The sequence below is a fragment of the Labrenzia sp. THAF82 genome, assembly GCF_009363435.1.
Taxonomy (GTDB): Bacteria; Pseudomonadota; Alphaproteobacteria; order Rhizobiales; family Stappiaceae; genus Roseibium; species Roseibium porphyridii.
In genome coordinates this window covers 331,407-348,908 of record NZ_CP045354.1, presented here as the reverse complement: position 1 = coordinate 348,908, position 17,502 = coordinate 331,407, and the positions used below count along the sequence as shown (strand labels likewise).

18 protein-coding genes are annotated in these 17,502 nt (G+C 53.3%); 1 reads left to right on the top strand and 17 read right to left on the bottom strand.

The features are described from left to right. Nucleotides 1–6: 6 nt before the first annotated feature. The 17 genes from FIV00_RS01605 to hemE form a co-directional block, all read right to left on the bottom strand. Complete coding sequence (locus FIV00_RS01605; protein ID WP_152499176.1) at nucleotides 7–834, bottom strand: ABC transporter permease subunit; 828 nt, start codon at nucleotides 832–834, stop codon at nucleotides 7–9. Nucleotides 835–879: 45 nt separating this feature from the next. After that, nucleotides 880–1,767, bottom strand: coding sequence for a cation diffusion facilitator family transporter (locus FIV00_RS01600; RefSeq protein WP_152504069.1), 888 nt, complete (start codon nucleotides 1,765–1,767; stop codon nucleotides 880–882). A gap of 161 nt (nucleotides 1,768–1,928) precedes the next feature. Beyond that, the gene (locus tag FIV00_RS01595; protein ID WP_152499175.1) at nucleotides 1,929–2,702 is read right to left on the bottom strand and encodes a thioredoxin family protein; all 774 of its coding nucleotides are present in this window, start codon (nucleotides 2,700–2,702) and stop codon (nucleotides 1,929–1,931) included. Between the two features lie 175 nt (nucleotides 2,703–2,877). Continuing rightward, entirely contained in the window at nucleotides 2,878–3,483 is a 606-nt protein-coding gene (locus tag FIV00_RS01590) for a DsbE family thiol:disulfide interchange protein (protein ID WP_152499174.1), read from the bottom strand. Nucleotides 3,484–3,487: 4 nt separating this feature from the next. Then, nucleotides 3,488–3,661 (bottom strand): heme exporter protein CcmD, encoded by a 174-nt coding sequence (gene ccmD, locus FIV00_RS01585; RefSeq protein WP_152499173.1) that lies wholly within the window; start codon nucleotides 3,659–3,661, stop codon nucleotides 3,488–3,490. A gap of 4 nt (nucleotides 3,662–3,665) precedes the next feature. Further along, entirely contained in the window at nucleotides 3,666–4,433 is a 768-nt protein-coding gene (locus FIV00_RS01580) for a heme ABC transporter permease (RefSeq protein WP_152499172.1), read from the bottom strand. A 104-nt stretch (nucleotides 4,434–4,537) separates the two neighbouring features. Next, a complete protein-coding gene (ccmB, locus tag FIV00_RS01575) occupies nucleotides 4,538–5,209 on the bottom strand; it encodes a heme exporter protein CcmB (RefSeq protein WP_152499171.1) in 672 nt (223 codons plus the stop codon). Beyond that, on the bottom strand, nucleotides 5,209–5,841 hold the full coding sequence (gene ccmA, locus FIV00_RS01570; protein ID WP_371419577.1) for a heme ABC exporter ATP-binding protein CcmA: 633 nt from the start codon (nucleotides 5,839–5,841) through the stop codon (nucleotides 5,209–5,211). Before ccmA ends, ccmB begins: the two co-directional genes overlap by 1 nt. 236 nt (nucleotides 5,842–6,077) lie before the next feature. Continuing rightward, nucleotides 6,078–6,983 carry a ParB/RepB/Spo0J family partition protein gene (locus FIV00_RS01565; protein ID WP_152499169.1) on the bottom strand — a complete coding sequence of 302 codons (906 nt, stop codon included), beginning with the start codon at nucleotides 6,981–6,983 and terminating at the stop codon, nucleotides 6,078–6,080. Between the two features lie 96 nt (nucleotides 6,984–7,079). Next, the gene (locus tag FIV00_RS01560) at nucleotides 7,080–7,904 is read right to left on the bottom strand and encodes a ParA family protein (RefSeq protein WP_152499168.1); all 825 of its coding nucleotides are present in this window, start codon (nucleotides 7,902–7,904) and stop codon (nucleotides 7,080–7,082) included. Nucleotides 7,905–7,924: 20 nt separating this feature from the next. Further along, nucleotides 7,925–8,581 carry a 16S rRNA (guanine(527)-N(7))-methyltransferase RsmG gene (gene rsmG / locus FIV00_RS01555; protein ID WP_152499167.1) on the bottom strand — a complete coding sequence of 219 codons (657 nt, stop codon included), beginning with the start codon at nucleotides 8,579–8,581 and terminating at the stop codon, nucleotides 7,925–7,927. Beyond that, complete coding sequence (gene mnmG / locus FIV00_RS01550; RefSeq protein ID WP_152499166.1) at nucleotides 8,581–10,470, bottom strand: tRNA uridine-5-carboxymethylaminomethyl(34) synthesis enzyme MnmG; 1,890 nt, start codon at nucleotides 10,468–10,470, stop codon at nucleotides 8,581–8,583. The genes rsmG and mnmG overlap by 1 nt, the downstream gene beginning before the upstream one ends. 301 nt (nucleotides 10,471–10,771) lie before the next feature. Beyond that, nucleotides 10,772–12,121, bottom strand: coding sequence for a tRNA uridine-5-carboxymethylaminomethyl(34) synthesis GTPase MnmE (mnmE, locus tag FIV00_RS01545; RefSeq protein WP_152499165.1), 1,350 nt, complete (start codon nucleotides 12,119–12,121; stop codon nucleotides 10,772–10,774). A gap of 387 nt (nucleotides 12,122–12,508) precedes the next feature. Further along, nucleotides 12,509–13,081, bottom strand: a complete 573-nt coding sequence (locus FIV00_RS01540) for a GNAT family N-acetyltransferase (RefSeq protein ID WP_152499164.1) — start codon at nucleotides 13,079–13,081, stop codon at nucleotides 12,509–12,511. 113 nt (nucleotides 13,082–13,194) lie between these two features. Then, the gene (rho, locus tag FIV00_RS01535) at nucleotides 13,195–14,460 is read right to left on the bottom strand and encodes a transcription termination factor Rho (RefSeq protein ID WP_152499163.1); all 1,266 of its coding nucleotides are present in this window, start codon (nucleotides 14,458–14,460) and stop codon (nucleotides 13,195–13,197) included. 293 nt (nucleotides 14,461–14,753) lie between these two features. Next, entirely contained in the window at nucleotides 14,754–15,182 is a 429-nt protein-coding gene (gene hemJ, locus FIV00_RS01530) for a protoporphyrinogen oxidase HemJ (RefSeq protein WP_152499162.1), read from the bottom strand. Between the two features lie 3 nt (nucleotides 15,183–15,185). Next, complete coding sequence (gene hemE / locus FIV00_RS01525) at nucleotides 15,186–16,214, bottom strand: uroporphyrinogen decarboxylase (RefSeq protein ID WP_152499161.1); 1,029 nt, start codon at nucleotides 16,212–16,214, stop codon at nucleotides 15,186–15,188. 488 nt (nucleotides 16,215–16,702) lie between these two features. Here hemE and FIV00_RS01520 point away from each other — a divergent pair, with 488 nt between their 5' ends. After that, a complete protein-coding gene (locus tag FIV00_RS01520) occupies nucleotides 16,703–17,488 on the top strand; it encodes a pyruvate, water dikinase regulatory protein (protein ID WP_247649393.1) in 786 nt (261 codons plus the stop codon). Nucleotides 17,489–17,502 lie beyond the last annotated feature (14 nt).

Genomic DNA, 17,502 nt, shown 5'->3' with positions numbered 1-17,502 from the left:
TCATTCTCAATGTGAACCGTCGAACAGACCCTTAACCACCTGTCTTTGAAACAAGATGACAAGTAGAGCCGGCGGCAGGATTGCCAAGATAGCCAGTGATAGGCCGAACAGGCTCGCACGGCCGAAAAACTGCATGCCGCGAACAAGCGTATAGGTACTTTCTTCAGACGTGACGATGACCGGCCAAAGATACTGGTTCCATCCGGTCACAAAGAGGACCAGAAAAAGCGCAGCCGCGGTTGGAACCGACAGGGGCAGCAGTATATCCTTGAAAAACTTGATTGCACCGGCCCCATCAAGACGCGCCGATTCCATCAGCGTATCTGGAACCGTCATGAGAAACTGCCTGAAAAACAGCGTTCCCAACCCAGACGCCACGAGCGGCACGATCAGGCCTGCGCGCGTGTTGACAAGACCCAGATCAGCGACAACGGCGAAAGTTGGCAAAAAACGCGATTCCAGCGGAAACATTAGGCTGAGCAGCAGCAGCCAGAAAATGATGGAAGCGTACTTCACCCGGAAATAGATCAACGAATAGGCAGCCAGCAAGGAAACTGAGACCTTCAACGCGGCAAATCCCGCGCCAAGCAGAAACGAGTTCCAAACCATCGTCAGCACAGTAACATCGCCCGTAAATCCGGCATTCGCGGATATCAGAGTCCCATAATTCTCCAGGACAGAAGAGCCCGGGTCCAGACGCGGTACCACCGGAACGCCTGGTGCATGTGTTGTTGCAGCAAAAATCGAATAGACCGGCAAACACATGAAGAGGGCACCCGCGATGAGTATCGCGTGATCAACAATACGGGCCTGCCACCGGCGAAATGAATGCATCAGTGTTTCTTCCAGTCTCCGCTCACGCGTCTACAGCCAGCAGCATCAAAGAACGACAATACCGGAATGCTTCGCCTTGTGTTCAGGTTCCACATGAATGGTAATCCGCGCGCCCGGCACATCTTCCGCAATGGCAACCTCTATCCTGTCGCAGATTTCATGCGCCTCTTCCACCGACATCGTTCCGGGCACAACCAGGTGAAAATCCACGAATGTCGATCTGCCCGCGATGCGTGTTCTGAGATCATGGGCCTCAAGAGCGCCTTCTCCATGTTCGGAGATCAAAAGTCTTATCTTTTCAAGTACATCACTGGATGCAGCCTCGTCCATCAGGCCACCAACTGATTCCTTGACCAATTCCCAGCCAGTCCAAAGAACCGTCAAACCGACAACCACAGCCAGCATCGGATCAAGGATTGTCCAGCCGGTCATCAAGACAAGGACAACTCCGGCAAGAACGCCAGCTGAACTTATGACATCCGTCATCAGGTGCTTGCCGTCAGCGACCAGAGCCGGTGACCTGGTCTGCCTGCCAAAATGCATCAGGTACCTGGCCCAGGCACCGTTTATCAACGCTGCAGCCAGGTTCATTGCGATGCCTTCAAGGGAGTATTCTGGCCTGTCACCCTGAACGAAACCGAGCCAAGCAGCCCTGAAAATCATGATCGCGGCCAACACAATCATGACACCTACGAGAACGGCGGCAAAATACTCCGCCTTGTCGTGTCCATAGGGATGGTTGCTGTCAGCAGGTTTCGCGGCAAACCAGATCGCCGCCAATGCCGCTATGGACGACGCAATATTGACGATGGTTTCTAGTGCATCGGAATAAAGAGCGACAGAGCCCGTCAGCAGGTAAGCGCCAACCTTTAGGCACAGAACCAGAATACCGATGGCAATGCTTGCAAAGGCAATCCTGAGCCTTGGTTTCAGGTCCACTCCAGTCCCCCGGGCACAATCTGCAAGACACTCAGGTCAGGCAGCACTGTTGACCCGGCAAGGGGTAGCAGTTTTTTCGTCGGTTACAACCCGGTCCAGGAAATTAAATCCGGCGCTGGAGGGTTTCAAACCAGCTGAAACCATTCCCTGACGGTCTAGGAACCGCCATTCCAGTCCATTACCGCTGCTCCGATGATTTCGCCAGGTCCATCAGGCCCTTCGACCTGTACCAGAATTGCGCACCGCGCATCGCCTTTCAGCATCAGTTTGGATTTTGGCATCCGAAAGGTCTCGGCGCCTCCCGACCACATGCCCAGGGGCTGAATATTTCGAACCACGTTGACATACTTAATCTTTCGTCCGGCATTTTCACCCCGGCCGATATCCACCATCGCCTCATCCTGGATCTTAAGGAAATAGACGGTCGCCATCTCGGCGCCTTCAGGCAAGAGGCCATCGACCTTCGCCTCGACAACCATATCGGTAATCTTTAGATCCACTTTGGAGGTAAACGGCTGGGCCCGCGCGAGCGCTGCGCGGACTTCCCCTTCCCGGCTTCCGACCACGTGCTCTTCGCCATTAATGACCATTTGCGGCGTATAGACAGACCGGTCTCCGCGCTGATTTGCATAGGCGCGCTGCCGCTGGGAGTGAACCGGGCTGGCAAGCGTGTCCTTCCAACCGAGATAGTCCCAATAGTCCACTGGCATCAAAACCGTAAGCGTATCGTCGCTGTTGTTCTTCACCAGATCTTCTGCCAACCGGTCTGCCGGTGGACAGGACGAACACCCCTGGCTCGTGAACAGTTCAACGACTTTTTTCGGCTGTGCTTCTGCTGTGTTCCAGGCTGTTGTTACTATTAACGCGGCGACCGCGACCAACCCGGACCGGAACGCCTGCCCGGCTTTCCAGCGAATATGACCCACCATTTGGCTCGTTTCCCTTGTTTGCTTGATGACAAGATAGGCAAACAGACCTTCAATCGCGAGTCACGAGCCAGTGACTTTACCCGCGATTCAAAGGTTTCGCAGAAACGTGACTTTCACCAAAGTTCCGGTGACCTCACCCAGCGGAGGTAATATCTATTCAAAAACAGTCCCGTACTCAGCCACCGGCGAGTATTTTCTCAAGTTCCGGGAGGAAAGTTTCTGAATAAGACTGCGGGCCAAGTGGACCGATGAACTTATACCGGATCATGCCGTTTTCATCGACAATGAAGGTTTCCGGCACTCCGTAAACGCCCCAGTCGATCGCAGCCCGGCCGGAAGCATCCGCGCCGACACGGTCATATGGGTTTCCCAGGCTGCCAAGAAACCGCCGGGCGTTTTCAGGTTTGTCCTTGTAGTTGATACCGACCATTTCGATGCCATCAACCTTGGCAAGCTCTTCAAGAAGCGGATGCTCCTGCCGACAGGGCCCGCACCAGGATGCAAACACATTGACGACAGAGACCTTGCCCTTGAGATCTTCACTGGAAAACCCGGCAACTGCTTTGCCGTCCTTCTCCAAACCCTCCACAGGTGCAAGTACAAACTCAGGCGCAGGTTTGTTGATCAAGGCAGACGGGATCTTCTGAGGGTCCCCGCCGAGCGTCAGCTGAAACAGGAAAAGCCCAGCCAGGGCCGCAAAAACCACCAGAGGCAACAGAACGAGGATCGGCACGCCGCGCTTTGGTTGTTTTGGACCGGCTTCTGTGTCGGATGCGCTCATGGAACTACCTGCTCCCATCCTGCGGTCGTGCACGCACGATGCCCTGATCCGCCAGTTCTTTCAGAGCCTTTTCCTGATTGGCGCGGTCGATCCTGACCCACGCAATCAGCACAATCACGGTCAAAAGACAAAGGCCATAGGAGGAAAGAATGAAACCCGCATGTGGTCCAAGATCCATCTGATTACTCCGCGGCCTGTGTGGAAGCTGTGGCGGTGCTCGGGAAGGAAACGCTGGCAGCCCGTTGACGCAATGCCCTCACTCTGCGGCGCATGATCTCGTTGCGCATGGCCATGAGATGCAGAACAAAGAACAGCAAGGTGAAGGCAATAGCCATGATCAGAAGGGGCCAAAGAATGTCCGGGTGAATGGTAGGGCCATCCATCCGCACCACACTTGCCGGCTGGTGCAAGGTATTCCACCAATCGACGGAAAATTTGATAACCGGCAGATTGAGAGCACCCACAAGTGTGAGCACAGCCGCAGCTTTACCGGCCTTGATCGGATCATCCATTGTCCGCCAAAGCGTCATCAGTCCGAGATACATGATCAGGAGAACAAGAACGGATGTCAGGCGCGCATCCCACACCCAGTAGGTTCCCCACATGGGCTTTCCCCAGAGAGACCCGGTCACCAAAGACATAAAGGTGAAGGCCGCGCCGATCGGCGCCGCGCTTTTTGCCGAGACATCTGCCAGCGGATGTTTCCATACCAGAGTTCCGAGCGACGACATCGCCATGATCGAGTAGCACATCATCGCCAGCCAGGCCGCCGGAACATGAATGAACATGATCCTTACAGTGTCACCTTGCTGATAATCCTCAGGTGCTACGAAGAAACTCATGTAGAGACCGGCAGCGAAGGCCAGTACACACAAACCGATCAGCCAGGGCAGAACAATCTGCACCAGCCTCAAAAACCGCGTCGGATTTGCATAGTCCCAAATAGACATCGAAGCTCTATCTAATTCCCTCTCCGCTGTCCTTCAATGCACTGAAAAACAACAATCGCGCCTTGCTTTCGATCAATTCTAAAAATTTAAGCCAGAAATCCGGTTCAGTCACCCGCAAAACGCAGCGCAAGGGCTGCGGCAATCGGACCAATCACGGCAGCGATCAGCGACAGAGAACAAAGGATCAGAAACGGCGTCATGAACGGCACCGGATCATGGATGGCGGCATCGGCCGCGCTGACACCAAAAATCAACACCGGTATAGCAAGGGGCACAACGAGCACGGCCAGCAACAAGCCACCTCGGCGCAACGATACGGTCAAGGATGCTCCAATCGCCCCGATCAATGTGAGTGCCGGCGTGCCCACAAGAAGTGTCAAGGTGACCGCCCCCATCGCAACAGGATCGATATTCAGAAAGATCGAAAGAAGAGGCGCGGCAACAACCAATGGAAGGCCTGTCGCCACCCAATGGGCAAGACACTTGATCAGAACAACCAATTCCAGCGGCCGTCCGGCCATCAGCATCAAATCGAGTGTTCCGTCCTCCCGGTCTGCCTGGAATAGCCGATCAAGCCCGAGAAGCGTCGCAAGCAGCGCTCCAATCCAAAGTATCGCGGGTCCAATCCGGGCCAAGAGATTGAGGTCCGGCCCGACACCAAAGGGAATGACGGTTACAACGGCAAGAAAAAACAGCACGCCGACGAGCGCACTGCCGCCAATCCTCACGGACAAGCGCAAATCGCGCTGAAACAGCGCCATGGCCCAGGATGACATCAAAAGTCCTCCTCGGTCAGCTGCGCGTCAACGATTTCCGCCTTCAGATGCAAGATCTGAACTTGGTCGAGCGCCAGATCTGTATGGGTCGCCGTCACGATAAGCCCCCCAAGTGCAAGATGCCCGTTCATGAGCTCGAGCAATTGGCCTTCCGATGCCTTGTCGAGTGCCGATGTTGGTTCATCCATTAGCCAGACAGGGCGTGGCGTCACGAGCAATCGACACAATGACAGTCTGCGCCTTTGTCCAGCGGAAAGGTAGGCTGCCGGCAAATATGCGGTATGACCGATACCCAAAATCTGCAGAGCCTCAAGTGGCTCCATTTTTTTACCGGCAAAGGCCGAAACCGACACAGGCGCAGAATAACTTTGCCAGAAGACGAGGTTTTCAAGCACCGACAAGGCAGGCTTCACCGCATCCTGATGACCAAAATAGTGAGCTTGTTCCTGTGGCTGCCTGTCATCTTGCCCACCTTCCAGGCGAATTTCTCCCTTGCTCAGAAAGACCAGTCCGGCGAGCGTACGAAGCAGTGAAGATTTGCCAATGCCATTCGCGCCCGTGACAACGAGCGCGGTACCGCTTTCAAGCGTAAAGGAGAGGTCCTGAAAGACACGGCGTCCGCCACGGTCTATGGTCAGGTTTTCCGCAATGAGTTTCAGAAGATGCTCCGGCGTTCTTGAAAAGGACAGGCCTTGTTAGTGTGCACTGAAGGTCGTTGGCAAGAGCGCCATGAATGGCATCAGTTTGCCAACATGCCCTTGATCTCGGTCATTTGGCGATCAATTGACCTCTTTCAGCTGCGCACAAAAAAGACCAGAACCCGTTCCAGCTGCTCTGATCTTCTATTAAGTAAAATAAAAACAATGGCTTATCGAGTTTCGACGCCAAGTTTCCTGCACAGCTCATCCAACTGCTCAAGCGACGTGTATTTGATTTTCAAGTCGCCGGATTCCTTGCCAGCTTTATGACCAACGGTCACTTTGAGCCCCAGCGTATCAGCCAAACGCTTTTCCAGCGCCTTCGTATCGGCATCCTTTTCAGGCTTAACGACCGGCGCTTTGTCACCCTTCAAACGGGCAAGGGCATCCGGATCCTGCGAAATCTTTTCCGCATCGCGGACCGTCAAGCCCTTTTCGACGATCAACTCGGCAAGAGCCGCCGGGTCATCAACGGTAATCAATGCGCGTGCATGGCCGGCTGTGAGCAGGCCCTCCGCAAGATAGTCTTTCACAGAATTCGGCAGTTTCAGCAGCCGCATCGTATTGGCTACATGGCTGCGGCTCTTGCCGATCACTTTGGCAAGCTCGCCCTGGCTGTAACTGAACTCCGCAGTCAGCTGCTCATATCCCATCGCCTCTTCGATAGGGTTTAGGTCGGCCCGCTGAACATTTTCAATGATTGCAAGTTCCAGAGCTTCCTGGTCGGTGACATCCCGCACGATGATGGGTGCTTCATGAAGACCTGCCCTTTGCGCGGCCCGCCACCGACGTTCACCGGCTATGATCTCGAACCGTTCCGATTTGCCGGCTTCCGGGCGCACCAGAATTGGCTGAACTATCCCTTTGGCTTTCAAAGACTCGGCAAGATCGGCAAGATCTTTCTCAGTGAAGGTCTTGCGGGGATTGCGCGGGTTCGGAACCAGATGCTCAATCGGCACCTTGCGCGTATCTCTTACGATTTTCTCAGGCGCTGCGGTGGCTTCCGGGGCAGAATCGCCGATCAATGCTGCCAATCCTCGGCCCAAACGCTTGTTTTTGCCGTCTCTTTCCGCCATATCGCACCTTTTTTCTTCTTATAAATCAATAGGTTACTTCGACAGCACTAACAACGGCACTGCTTAATGAACCCATCGAACCGGATCCGAATCTTATCAGGCAGCCACTTTGCGCAGCTGACGCTCTCGCTGGATGATCTCGGAAGCGAGCCGCAGATATGCCTGACTGCCAGCACACTTCAAATCGTACAACAATGCCGGCTTGCCATAGGACGGCGCCTCGGAAATGCGGACATTGCGCGGAATGATGGTTTCGTAAACTGCGTCGCCCATCGTTTCTCGAACATCGGCAACAACCTGATTGGAAAGGTTGTTGCGGCTGTCATACATGGTGAGAACAATACCATGAATGCTGAGCTCGGCGTTCAATGCGCTCTTGACCTGCTCCACTGTACTGAGCAACTGGCTAAGTCCTTCAAGTGCAAAGAACTCGCATTGCAGAGGTACCAGAATGGAATGAGATGCTGAAAGAGCGTTGATCGTCAGAAGGTTCAGTGAAGGCGGACAATCGACCAGCACGTAGGTGAAGCCAATTTCCTGAAACAGCCTTGACCTGGTCAGACTTTCAATTGCGGCGCGCAACCGGAATGCTCGATCGCTTGTCGACGCGATCTCGAGCTCAAGACCCAAAAGATCCATGGTGGAAGGTGCGACCCAAAGACGTTGCACCGCGGTTTCACGGACAGCCTCAGCCAGAGAACAGTCACCGCTCAGAATTTCGTAAGTCGACAACCCACGGTCCCGATGTTCAATCCCGAGACCCGTCGAGGCGTTGCCCTGAGGATCGAGATCAATCACGAGTACCTTCTCACCAATCGCAGCAAGCGCAGTACCGAGATTAATTGCAGTGGTGGTTTTCCCCACCCCGCCTTTTTGGTTTGCCAACGAAAGCACACGCGGCATTTCGGGAAGCATGCTCATTGCCACAACACCTTCCTGGGCTACTCCGGCCGGTTGCAAATATTTGAGAAAAGAAGCATCCGGCTCTCAGGATCAACAAGACTGATCTTTTCTATCATGTCGAAGTGCCAACGGGCAGAGGCTTCGTTAACTTCTCGTTGAAAATCCTGACCTTTGTGGAAAACAGCCTTTGCTCCCTTCGCTGTGAACGGCTCGGAAAGCTGGAAAAGCAAATCCAAGGACGCCAAGGCGCGCGCGGAAACAGCATCAACCGGCCCATGCTGCCACTCTTTCGCAACCGATTCGATCCGGCCAGCATGTACTGTTCCGTTGGAACCAGTCTCTCGAAGTGCCGTTCGAAGGAAGGCCGCCTTCCGCTGGTTGCTCTCGATCATGTGCACATGAGTGCCCGGATCTTCGGCAAGAAGGATTGCTGTGACCACACCGGGAAACCCGCCACCGCTGCCGACATCGACCCAGGTTTTTGCCTCTGGATAACTCCACTGGGTTTGAAGACTGTCGGCTACGTGACGTGTCCATATGTCTGGAATTGTCGACGGAGCAATAAGGTTTTGTGCGGGTTGCCACTTGAGAACGAGGTCGACATAGATCTGAAGCCGTTCCAAAGTTTCACGTGAAACATCCCCATAGTTTTGCACAGCCTGTCCAGAGCTGTTCAACACGATCGGACGGCCCATCAGGCCGCACCGATCTTCTGACTGCCCCGCTTGAGATGAGACAGGATCAGCGTCAAGGCTGCCGGTGTTATCCCATCCATACGAGAAGCCTGACCCAACGTGGCCGGTCGAATGTCAGTCAGCTTTTGCTTCACTTCGTTCGATAGCCCGACAATTGCTTCGTAATCGAAACCATCCGGGATCGCCAAGGCTTCATCCCGCTTCAGTGCCTCGATGTCCGCCATCTGCCGATCGAGATAAACAGCATAGAGAGCATCTGTTGCCACCTGCTCCGTGATCACCGGGTCAATCTCGGAAAGCTCGGGCCAAATGCCTGTCAAAAGCTCGTAGGTCACATTCGGATAGGAAAGCAGATCGAACGCAGTCCGACGCACACCATCCTGGTTGACTGGCAAGCCCTTCTTCTGGGCCTCCGAGGGTGTCACAGACAACTGCTTCAACAAAGCCCGTGCCTCGGCAATGGCCGCCATCTTTCTTTCGAATGCCTGGCGCCGTTCTTCAGAAACACAACCTACCTCAAGACCAAGCGGCGTCAGTCTCTGATCCGCATTATCGGCACGCAGCGATAACCGATACTCAGCGCGCGACGTAAACATTCGATACGGCTCGGAAATGCCTCGGGTAATCAGATCGTCGATCATCACACCGATATAGCCCTGAGAGCGATCGACGACGAACGGCGACTTTCCAGCTTCCGCCAATGCCGCATTCAAGCCGGCCACCAGGCCTTGAGCTCCAGCTTCTTCATATCCGGTCGTCCCGTTGATCTGACCGGCAAGATAAAGACCCTGACATCTCTTTGCTTCCAGCGTCGGCCTGAGCTCCCGCGGGTCGACATGGTCGTATTCAATCGCATATCCCGGCTGAAAGTGTTCAACATCTTCAAGACCAGGAATGGTTCTCAAAAAGGCAATCTGGACATCTTCTGGCAAGGACGTGGAAATGCCATTCGGATAGACCGTGTGGTCATCAAGGCCCTCCGGCTCCAGAAAGATCTGGTGACCGTCACGCTCCCCAAACCGAACGATCTTATCCTCGATTGAGGGACAGTAACGGGGTCCACGGCCTTTGATCTCACCGGAATACATCGCCGATCTCGAGAGATTGTCCTGAATGATCTGATGCGTTTCAGGCGTCGTCCGCGTGATATGGCAGGGCACCTGAGGTGTCGTGATCGCTTCGGTCATTGTCGAAAACGGAACCGGCTCTTCATCACCTGGTTGGACTTCAAGTCGATCCCAATGGATTGTGCGTCCATCAAGCCTTGCGGGTGTTCCTGTCTTCAGGCGTCCGAGATCAAATCCAATTTGCTCAAGCGATTCAGACAAACCGAGGGCGGGAGCCTCCCCCGACCTGCCGGCAGGGATCTTGCGATCGCCAATGTGGATCAGACCACGTAGGAAAGTTCCACTCGTCAAGACAATCCTGCCGCACGAAACGCTGCGACCGTCGGCCAGCTCCAGTCCTGAAACGACATGACCCTCAGCATCATCGTTGAAGAGGATCTTGAAAGCTTCTCCCTCAACGACCGTCAACCCGTCGATGACGGCAATCTCTTTCTGCATTGCCTCGCGATAGAGCTTGCGGTCGGCCTGAGCGCGCGGCCCTCGAACCGCAGGACCCTTCCGCCGGTTGAGCATGCGAAACTGGATCCCACCCTTGTCGGCAACTCGACCCATCAATCCATCAAGGGCATCGATTTCTCTGACCAGATGACCTTTGCCCAATCCACCAATCGCCGGATTACAGGACATCACCCCAATGGTATCGAACCGATGGGTTACAAGTGCCGTCTTGGCACCGGTGCGCGCCGCCGCTGCAGCGGCCTCACAGCCGGCATGACCGCCACCCACTACGACCACATCAAATGTCAGGTCCTTGTCACTCATAAAGTCTCACCGTCTTGACCGGGGCTGCCACTATGTTCAAGCACCCGCCAAACCATCATCTTCTATTTTCGGGATCCGCATCCGATGCCCAGCATCAGATTATCACAAGGCCGACTGAACGGCACAACGCTGCCGCTTATATAAAGCGGGCCGACCCGTAGGTCAAAGCGGAATCAATGAGAGAGACCAACCGCGGAAACTTCACTTTCAGATACGCGGATAATGCTTCCTGATTCACGTGAAACACATTCCGGTTCAGAATCAATTCAGGAAAATCCGACATTGATTCACGTGAAACAAATTATTTCCCGATACAGAAATCCCTGAAAATCACATCCAGTAGATCTTCAACATCAATACGCCCGGTGATCCGGCCAAGCGCATCCGCTGCACCGCGGAGATCTTCTGCTCTGAGTTCTCCCGGAAGATGGTCTGCGTCAACTGCCGTGCGCAGTCCGGAAAGACACTCCGTGAGATAGTGCCGGTGCCTTTCCCGTGTCGCCAACGGTGACTCACCGATAGAAATCGTTTCCGCAGCAAAACGTGTAAGGTGATCCAAAAGTGATGTCATACCGCCTTCAGATTTGGTTGAACAAGAGATTTCTGGGATTATTCCGGAAGAGTCTTGTTCCGGAAGAGTCTCAAAATCTTGCTTGGTATTGACCGTCCAAACGGGAACACCATCCTCGAGATCAACTGCCAACGCACTCGACGCTTCCTTCATTGACACGCCGTTCGGTTCAACCGCCCACAAGATCAGGTCCGCTTCGCGGCCCTTTGCCTCGGCACGGCGAATGCCCTCTCGTTCTACTATTCCTTCGGTCTCGCGCAATCCGGCAGTGTCTACCAGCGTGACCGGATACCCCGCTAGATCCAGATGCACTTCTATAACATCTCTCGTGGTGCCAGCTTCCTCCGTCACGATAGCGACATCCCGGCCCGCAATGGCATTCAACAAACTGGACTTGCCTGCGTTGGGTGCACCCATAAGCACGACCTGTAACCCGGATCGCAAACGCTCACCACTCTTCGACTTCAGCAAGTGATCAGCGATCTCATCATGGAGATCGGAGGCTTCCACCCAGACTTGGTCAGCTACGCTGCCCGGTACATCCTCCTCGTCGGCAAAATCGAAGTCGGCTTCAATCATTGCTCGCATGTGTATCAGCCGTTTGCGCCAATCTTCATAAAGCCGACCGAGGGCTCCGCCCATCTGCCGAATTGCCTGTTTACGTTGGCTCTGTGTTTCAGCCGCAATCAGATCCGCCAATCCCTCAACTTCAGTGAGGTCCATACGTCCGGCATCGAAAGCTCTTCGTGTGAATTCACCAGCTTCAGCAGGACGGCTGTTTTCAAATTGGCCAAGTACGGAGAGGACACTGGAAACCACCGCCCTTCCCCCATGGCAGTGAAGTTCTGCAACATCTTCACCGGTAAAACTGCGCGGACCCTTGAAGAAGAGGACCAGGGCCTCATCCAGAAGATCACCCGATTGTGGGTTTCTCAACTTGAGCAGAGAGGCAACACGTGGCTCTGGTACCGTACCGCAAAGACTTCTTACTATTTCCTGTGTACCAGCCCCCGAGACACGGATAACAGCAACTCCAGACGGAACTGCCCCGCTTGAAAGCGCGAAAATCGTGTCAGCCATGTGCGTTCATCCAAGCAGAGTTTGATGCCAAAATCTCTTTATCAAGTCTGCTTTTCCAGGGAAAGGCAGGTCGTCATACGTTCCGTTGACGAATCGAAAAGCTCTAACCGGGTGTCTTAGTCATGTGACTGTTTCACGTGAATCAATTTCTGCCCTCAAGACCTCGAACACTACACCGCTCTCCAGCAGTGCGACGAGCTCCTTTGGCTTTTAAAAAATCCTAGAGATCGCCATCGCTCTTTGAACTTAATTCGCGAACAATCGGCGCAAAGATCAAAAGTTGGTTCGTCGCCGATTCAATTCATTGGATTCACGTGAAACAGGATGAAGTTGCAAGGCTGAGCCGCGAGGCTGTTTCACGTGAATCCCGGTAAGCCCACAGTTCTTCTATTGAACCTGCGTCAGCCAGACGTCTTTGCTCAAGCGGTAAAGAACATGAAGAGCTACCGGATGATCCTCAGGCAAGCTTGGGTGCAGAAAATCTCCCTCAGCGTCGCGGGTCATGCCAATCCGTTCCATGACTTTTTGAGAAGGCAGGTTGTCCGGGATCGTAAAGGCAACGATCTCGTCAAGACCAATTGTTTCAAAGCCGAATCGAAGCCACGCTCGCGCAGCTTCACTTGCATATCCGTGCCCCCAGGACGATTCCTTCAAGCGCCAACCAATTTCAACACAAGGTTCGAATGGAAGCGGTGCGGCGTAGGTTGGTCGATTCAAGCCCACCATACCGAGGAATTCACCCGTATCTTTTACCTCAATCGGTGCCATGCAGAATCCGTCGCTTCCCTGCTTCTCCCGGCATTTCGAAATCAGGAGTTCAGATCTCTCCCTCGACATAACATCAGGGAAATACCGCATAACTTCGGGATCCGCGCATAGAGCTGCAAAAGGATCCAGATCGTCATCCCGCCACGCACGTAACAATAGTCTTTCAGTTTCCAGATAGATGTCTGAGGTCATGAAACGGGTCCGAATCAAAGTCAGTGGATTCACGTGAAACAATGCTTAACAAAACGTAAAAGGCGCAGTCCCTTTGGAACCGCGCCCTTCAATAAAATTCGATCCGTTTGGGATCAAGTGTTCATGCTGTCGAAGAACTCGTCGTTGGACTTGGTTTGCTTCAATTTATCGAGCAGGAACTCAATTGCATCAACAGTGCCCATCGGATTGAGAATACGGCGAAGAACGAACGTCTTCTTCAAACGCTCATGCGGCACAAGAAGTTCTTCCTTGCGCGTTCCGGAACGCTGAATGTCGATGGACGGATAGACACGTTTGTCGGAGATCTTCCGATCAAGAATAATCTCCGAGTTACCCGTTCCCTTGAATTCTTCAAAGATGACTTCATCCATACGGCTGCCCGTGTCGATCAGCGCGGTTGCGATGATGGTCAGGGAACCGCCCTCCTCGATATTGCGAGCTGCGCCGAAGAAACGCTTCGGACGCTGCAGCGCGTTCGCATCAACACCACCCGTCAGCACCTTGCCCGAAGACGGAACAACAGTGTTGTAAGCGCGGCCCAATCGCGTGATGGAATCGAGCAGGATAACAACATCCCTGCCATGCTCCGTCAGCCGTTTCGCCTTCTCGATAACCATCTCCGCCACCTGTACGTGACGTGAAGCCGGTTCGTCGAATGTGGAGGAAACCACTTCGCCGTTCACCGTGCGCTGCATGTCCGTTACTTCTTCCGGACGCTCATCGATCAAAAGAACGATGAGATAGCATTCTGGATGATTGTTCGTAATCGACTTTGCAATGTTCTGCAGGAACACTGTCTTACCGGTACGCGGTGGTGCAGTGATCAGAGCGCGTTGGCCCTTGCCGAGAGGAGCCACAAGGTCAATGACCCTGGAAGAAAGGTCCTTGATGGTCGGATCTTCGATTTCCATCCGGAAACGTTCATCCGGATAAAGTGGTGTCAGATTATCAAAATGGACTTTGTGCCGTGCTTTTTCCGGATCTTCGAAGTTGATCGTGTTGACCTTCAAAAGAGCGAAATAACGTTCGCCTTCTTTCGGGCTGCGAATCTGCCCTTCGACCGTATCGCCGGTACGCAAGGAAAAGCGCCGTATTTGCGATGGCGAGACATAGATGTCGTCCGGGCCAGGAAGGTAGTTTGCGTCCGGAGATCGAAGGAAGCCAAAGCCATCCTGCAATACTTCGACGACACCTTCGCCGATAATCTCCACATCCTGTGCAGCAAGATTTTTCAGGATGGCGAACATCAGCTCCTGCTTACGCATGGTGCTGGCGTTTTCGACCTCAAGCTCTTCAGCAAATTGCAGCAGCTCTGTCGGTGTTTTTTCTTTTAGGTCTTTAAGTTTCATTTCCCGCATCGAGTTGGGGTTATTGGTGTTGTTTTGGATATTTATTTGGAAGGTCGTTCTGCGCCGGGAAGATGGGTCGGCCAGAAGATATCTGAAAGACGTTTAGATGTGTCCAGATTGTACGGCGTCTGCGGTGCGATAAAACGAACCATCGCCGTTTTGAAGTTGGCGGAAGATACGTTGTTTTCAAGTGAATCGCAAGCCCGCAAATCTGCCGGTCAAATGCACTGATGTCGCACTGCCGCAAAGCAAAACGGCGGCCCGTTTCCGAACCGCCGTTCAAAAGCAGAATTCAGCAACCCTTAAAATGGTTTCACGATCACGAGAATAACAATCCCGATCATCAAAACTGTCGGAACTTCGTTGAGAAGTCGATAGAAACGGGCTGATTTTGTATTCTCATCATTCGCGAATTTCCGCACACAGCCACCGAGGTAACCGTGCATCGCAGACATTGCGATAACGAGTGTCAGTTTCGCGTGAAACCAGCCGTCCTGCCAGGCCTGCAATTCATACGCTGCCCATAAACCGAATATCCAGGACGCGCCCATCGCAGGACCGATGATTGCTTTGTAGAGCCGGCGTTCCATGACCTTGAAGGTCTCGGACTGTACAGACCCTACCTCGGCATCAACGTGGTAGACGAACAGTCGTGGCAGATAAAGCATCCCTGCCATCCAGGCGATGATCGAGATGACATGTAGGGATTTGACCCAAAGAAAAATATCCATCAACTAGCCCTTGCGCACCAACTCGACCATCCGCGCAACATTTTCCGGATCCGCATCCGGAGTCACGCCATGTCCGAGATTGAAAATCAACGGGCCTTTGTCGAACGTAGACAAGACATGGCCAACACCGTCTTCGAGGGCCTTTCCGCCCGCCACCAACCGCATGGGATCGAGATTTCCCTGAATTGGAACGCGCTTTTGAACGTCGAGCGCAACCTGGTCGGGAGCTGTCCAGTCGAATCCGACGGCATCGACACCTGTTCCATCGATATAAGCAATCATCCGGGCAGATGACGCTTTCGGAAAACCTATGATCTTTGCATCCGGCCGAACCGCACGCACACCTTCGACAATCTGTCTTGTTGACTCGATCGACCACCGCTTGAAACCGGCTTCGTCCAGCACGCCCGCCCACGTATCGAATATCTGAACGGCATCTGCTCCTGCGTCGAGCTGACGGATGAGATAGCTGATGGAAGCTTCAATCAGTTGATCGATGAACCGTTGCATCAAATCAGGATCTCTATAAGCACCGACGCGGGCAGCCACCTGATCCTGAGTGGTGTGGCCTGCAACGGAATAGCAAGCAACCGTCCAGGGAGCACCGCAGAAGCCCAGCAAGGTGGTTTCCTCGGGAAGCTCTGCTCTGAGGCGAGAAACGGTCTCTATGACCGGTTTAAGGTGATCCTCGGCCTTGTCCTGCTCCAAACGATTGAGAAGATCTGATGAGAGAGGTTCAAGCACAGGACCTCTGCCCTCTTCAAACCGAACCGGATACCCGATTGCATCCGGTACGACGAAGATGTCCGAAAACAGAATGCTCGCATCAAAACCATACCGGCGTATCGGCTGGAGGGTGACCTCAGTTGCAAGATCCGGAGAGTAGCAGAAATCGAGGAAGTTTTTGGCCTTCGCTCTGACTTTCCTGTACTCGGGAAGGTAACGTCCTGCCTGTCTCATCATCCAGATGGGAGGTGGCCAGAGTTTTTCTCCTGCAAGAACCCGCATCACGGCTCTGTCCTGGGATTTCATACGCTTGGCCTTTCCCACATTTCAAATCAAATAAGATTCTTAATTTGAATCTGTTTTTTTAGTTTGTGCGTGGATTACCGGGATCATTTTCTATCCACAATCCTTACGCATGAATTTCTGTCCGGGAAAAACCAGGCCGTCTGTGCAGCTGAATCTCTCCCCAGGAGTCGATAACAGGATTACTTGCATAATTACAGTCACTTGTCGGTTTGTTTACCTTTCGTTAAGAAATTGGGCACTGGTGGACAATCTGTCGATATGTCACAGCGCCTTTGTGAATCCACTTCTATCAACAACCGTTTCGGCATCAGTTCCCGCACGATCAAGCATTGTTAATAAATCATGCTGAGCGGGCATAAACTTCATGCTAGGCACGGGGGAGCAAGAAAGACTCCCAATCGATCAACAGCCCTGGGGATGACACCGTGAATAAGTCGAGACACTACTTCCATCTGCATCTCGTGTCCGACTCCACCGGCGAAACGCTGATGACTGTGGCGCGTGCGGCTACCGTGCAATACGAAAATGTCCAGGAAATAGAACATGTCTATCCTCTGGTCCGGTCGCAGAAGCAGCTGGATCGCGTTATCAGCGAAATCGAAAAGGCCCCGGGCATCGTTCTGTACACTTTGGTGGATGAAGAGATCGCCAATCGGCTTGAACAGAAATGCCGTGAACTCGGTGCACCGTTCGTAAATATTCTCGATCCGGTTTTCGCGGTGTTTCAATCCTATCTGAATGTAACCCAGACGCATCGGATCGGAGGCCAGCACGAACTGGACGCAGAATATTTCAAGCGCATGGAGGCCATCAACTACACGATGATGCATGACGATGGGCAGATTTGGGACGATCTGGAATCTGCCGATATCGTATTGCTCGGAATTTCCCGCACCTCCAAAACTCCTACATGCATTTACCTCGCGAATAGAGGCATCAAGGCCGCCAACGTGCCTCTGGTTCCTGGAATTCCATTGCCGGACCATGTCAAAAAATTGAAAAAACCGATGATCGTGGGGCTGATCGCGTCCGCTGAACGTATTCAGCAGATCCGGCGAAATCGAGTTTTATCTTTAAATTCAGAAGGTTATAATGACACCTACGTTGATCGGAAAGAAATCTCGCAGGAAATCACTATGACGCGGCGACTCTGCTCCGAGCAGAGTTGGCCGCTGATCGATGTCACGCGCCGGTCCGTTGAAGAGACTGCTGCTGAAATCCTGAGCCTTTTCAGAGACTTCAAGGCAGACCAGACCAATGCGCAAAATGTGTGAATTGAACAGAACAC

What these genes read in the sequence shown, in the direction of transcription:
- ccmD (WP_152499173.1), bottom strand. Translation starts at nt 3,661, where the DNA reads ATGGATCTTGGACCACATGCGGGTTTCATTCTTTCCTCCTATGGCCTT.
- FIV00_RS01595 (WP_152499175.1), bottom strand. Translation starts at nt 2,702, where the DNA reads ATGGTGGGTCATATTCGCTGGAAAGCCGGGCAGGCGTTCCGGTCCGGG.
- rsmG (WP_152499167.1), bottom strand. Translation starts at nt 8,581, where the DNA reads ATGGGCCGTCCGATCGTGTTGAACAGCTCTGGACAGGCTGTGCAAAAC.
- FIV00_RS01580 (WP_152499172.1), bottom strand. Translation starts at nt 4,433, where the DNA reads ATGTCTATTTGGGACTATGCAAATCCGACGCGGTTTTTGAGGCTGGTG.
- ccmB (WP_152499171.1), bottom strand. Translation starts at nt 5,209, where the DNA reads ATGTCATCCTGGGCCATGGCGCTGTTTCAGCGCGATTTGCGCTTGTCC.
- hemJ (WP_152499162.1), bottom strand. Translation starts at nt 15,182, where the DNA reads ATGGATATTTTTCTTTGGGTCAAATCCCTACATGTCATCTCGATCATC.
- hemE (WP_152499161.1), bottom strand. Translation starts at nt 16,214, where the DNA reads ATGAAATCCCAGGACAGAGCCGTGATGCGGGTTCTTGCAGGAGAAAAA.
- rho (WP_152499163.1), bottom strand. Translation starts at nt 14,460, where the DNA reads ATGCGGGAAATGAAACTTAAAGACCTAAAAGAAAAAACACCGACAGAG.
- FIV00_RS01520 (WP_247649393.1), top strand. Translation starts at nt 16,703, where the DNA reads ATGACTGTGGCGCGTGCGGCTACCGTGCAATACGAAAATGTCCAGGAA.
- FIV00_RS01540 (WP_152499164.1), bottom strand. Translation starts at nt 13,081, where the DNA reads ATGACCTCAGACATCTATCTGGAAACTGAAAGACTATTGTTACGTGCG.
- FIV00_RS01605 (WP_152499176.1), bottom strand. Translation starts at nt 834, where the DNA reads ATGCATTCATTTCGCCGGTGGCAGGCCCGTATTGTTGATCACGCGATA.
- mnmG (WP_152499166.1), bottom strand. Translation starts at nt 10,470, where the DNA reads ATGAGTGACAAGGACCTGACATTTGATGTGGTCGTAGTGGGTGGCGGT.
- FIV00_RS01590 (WP_152499174.1), bottom strand. Translation starts at nt 3,483, where the DNA reads ATGAGCGCATCCGACACAGAAGCCGGTCCAAAACAACCAAAGCGCGGC.
- FIV00_RS01560 (WP_152499168.1), bottom strand. Translation starts at nt 7,904, where the DNA reads ATGAGCATGCTTCCCGAAATGCCGCGTGTGCTTTCGTTGGCAAACCAA.
- mnmE (WP_152499165.1), bottom strand. Translation starts at nt 12,121, where the DNA reads ATGGCTGACACGATTTTCGCGCTTTCAAGCGGGGCAGTTCCGTCTGGA.
- FIV00_RS01565 (WP_152499169.1), bottom strand. Translation starts at nt 6,983, where the DNA reads ATGGCGGAAAGAGACGGCAAAAACAAGCGTTTGGGCCGAGGATTGGCA.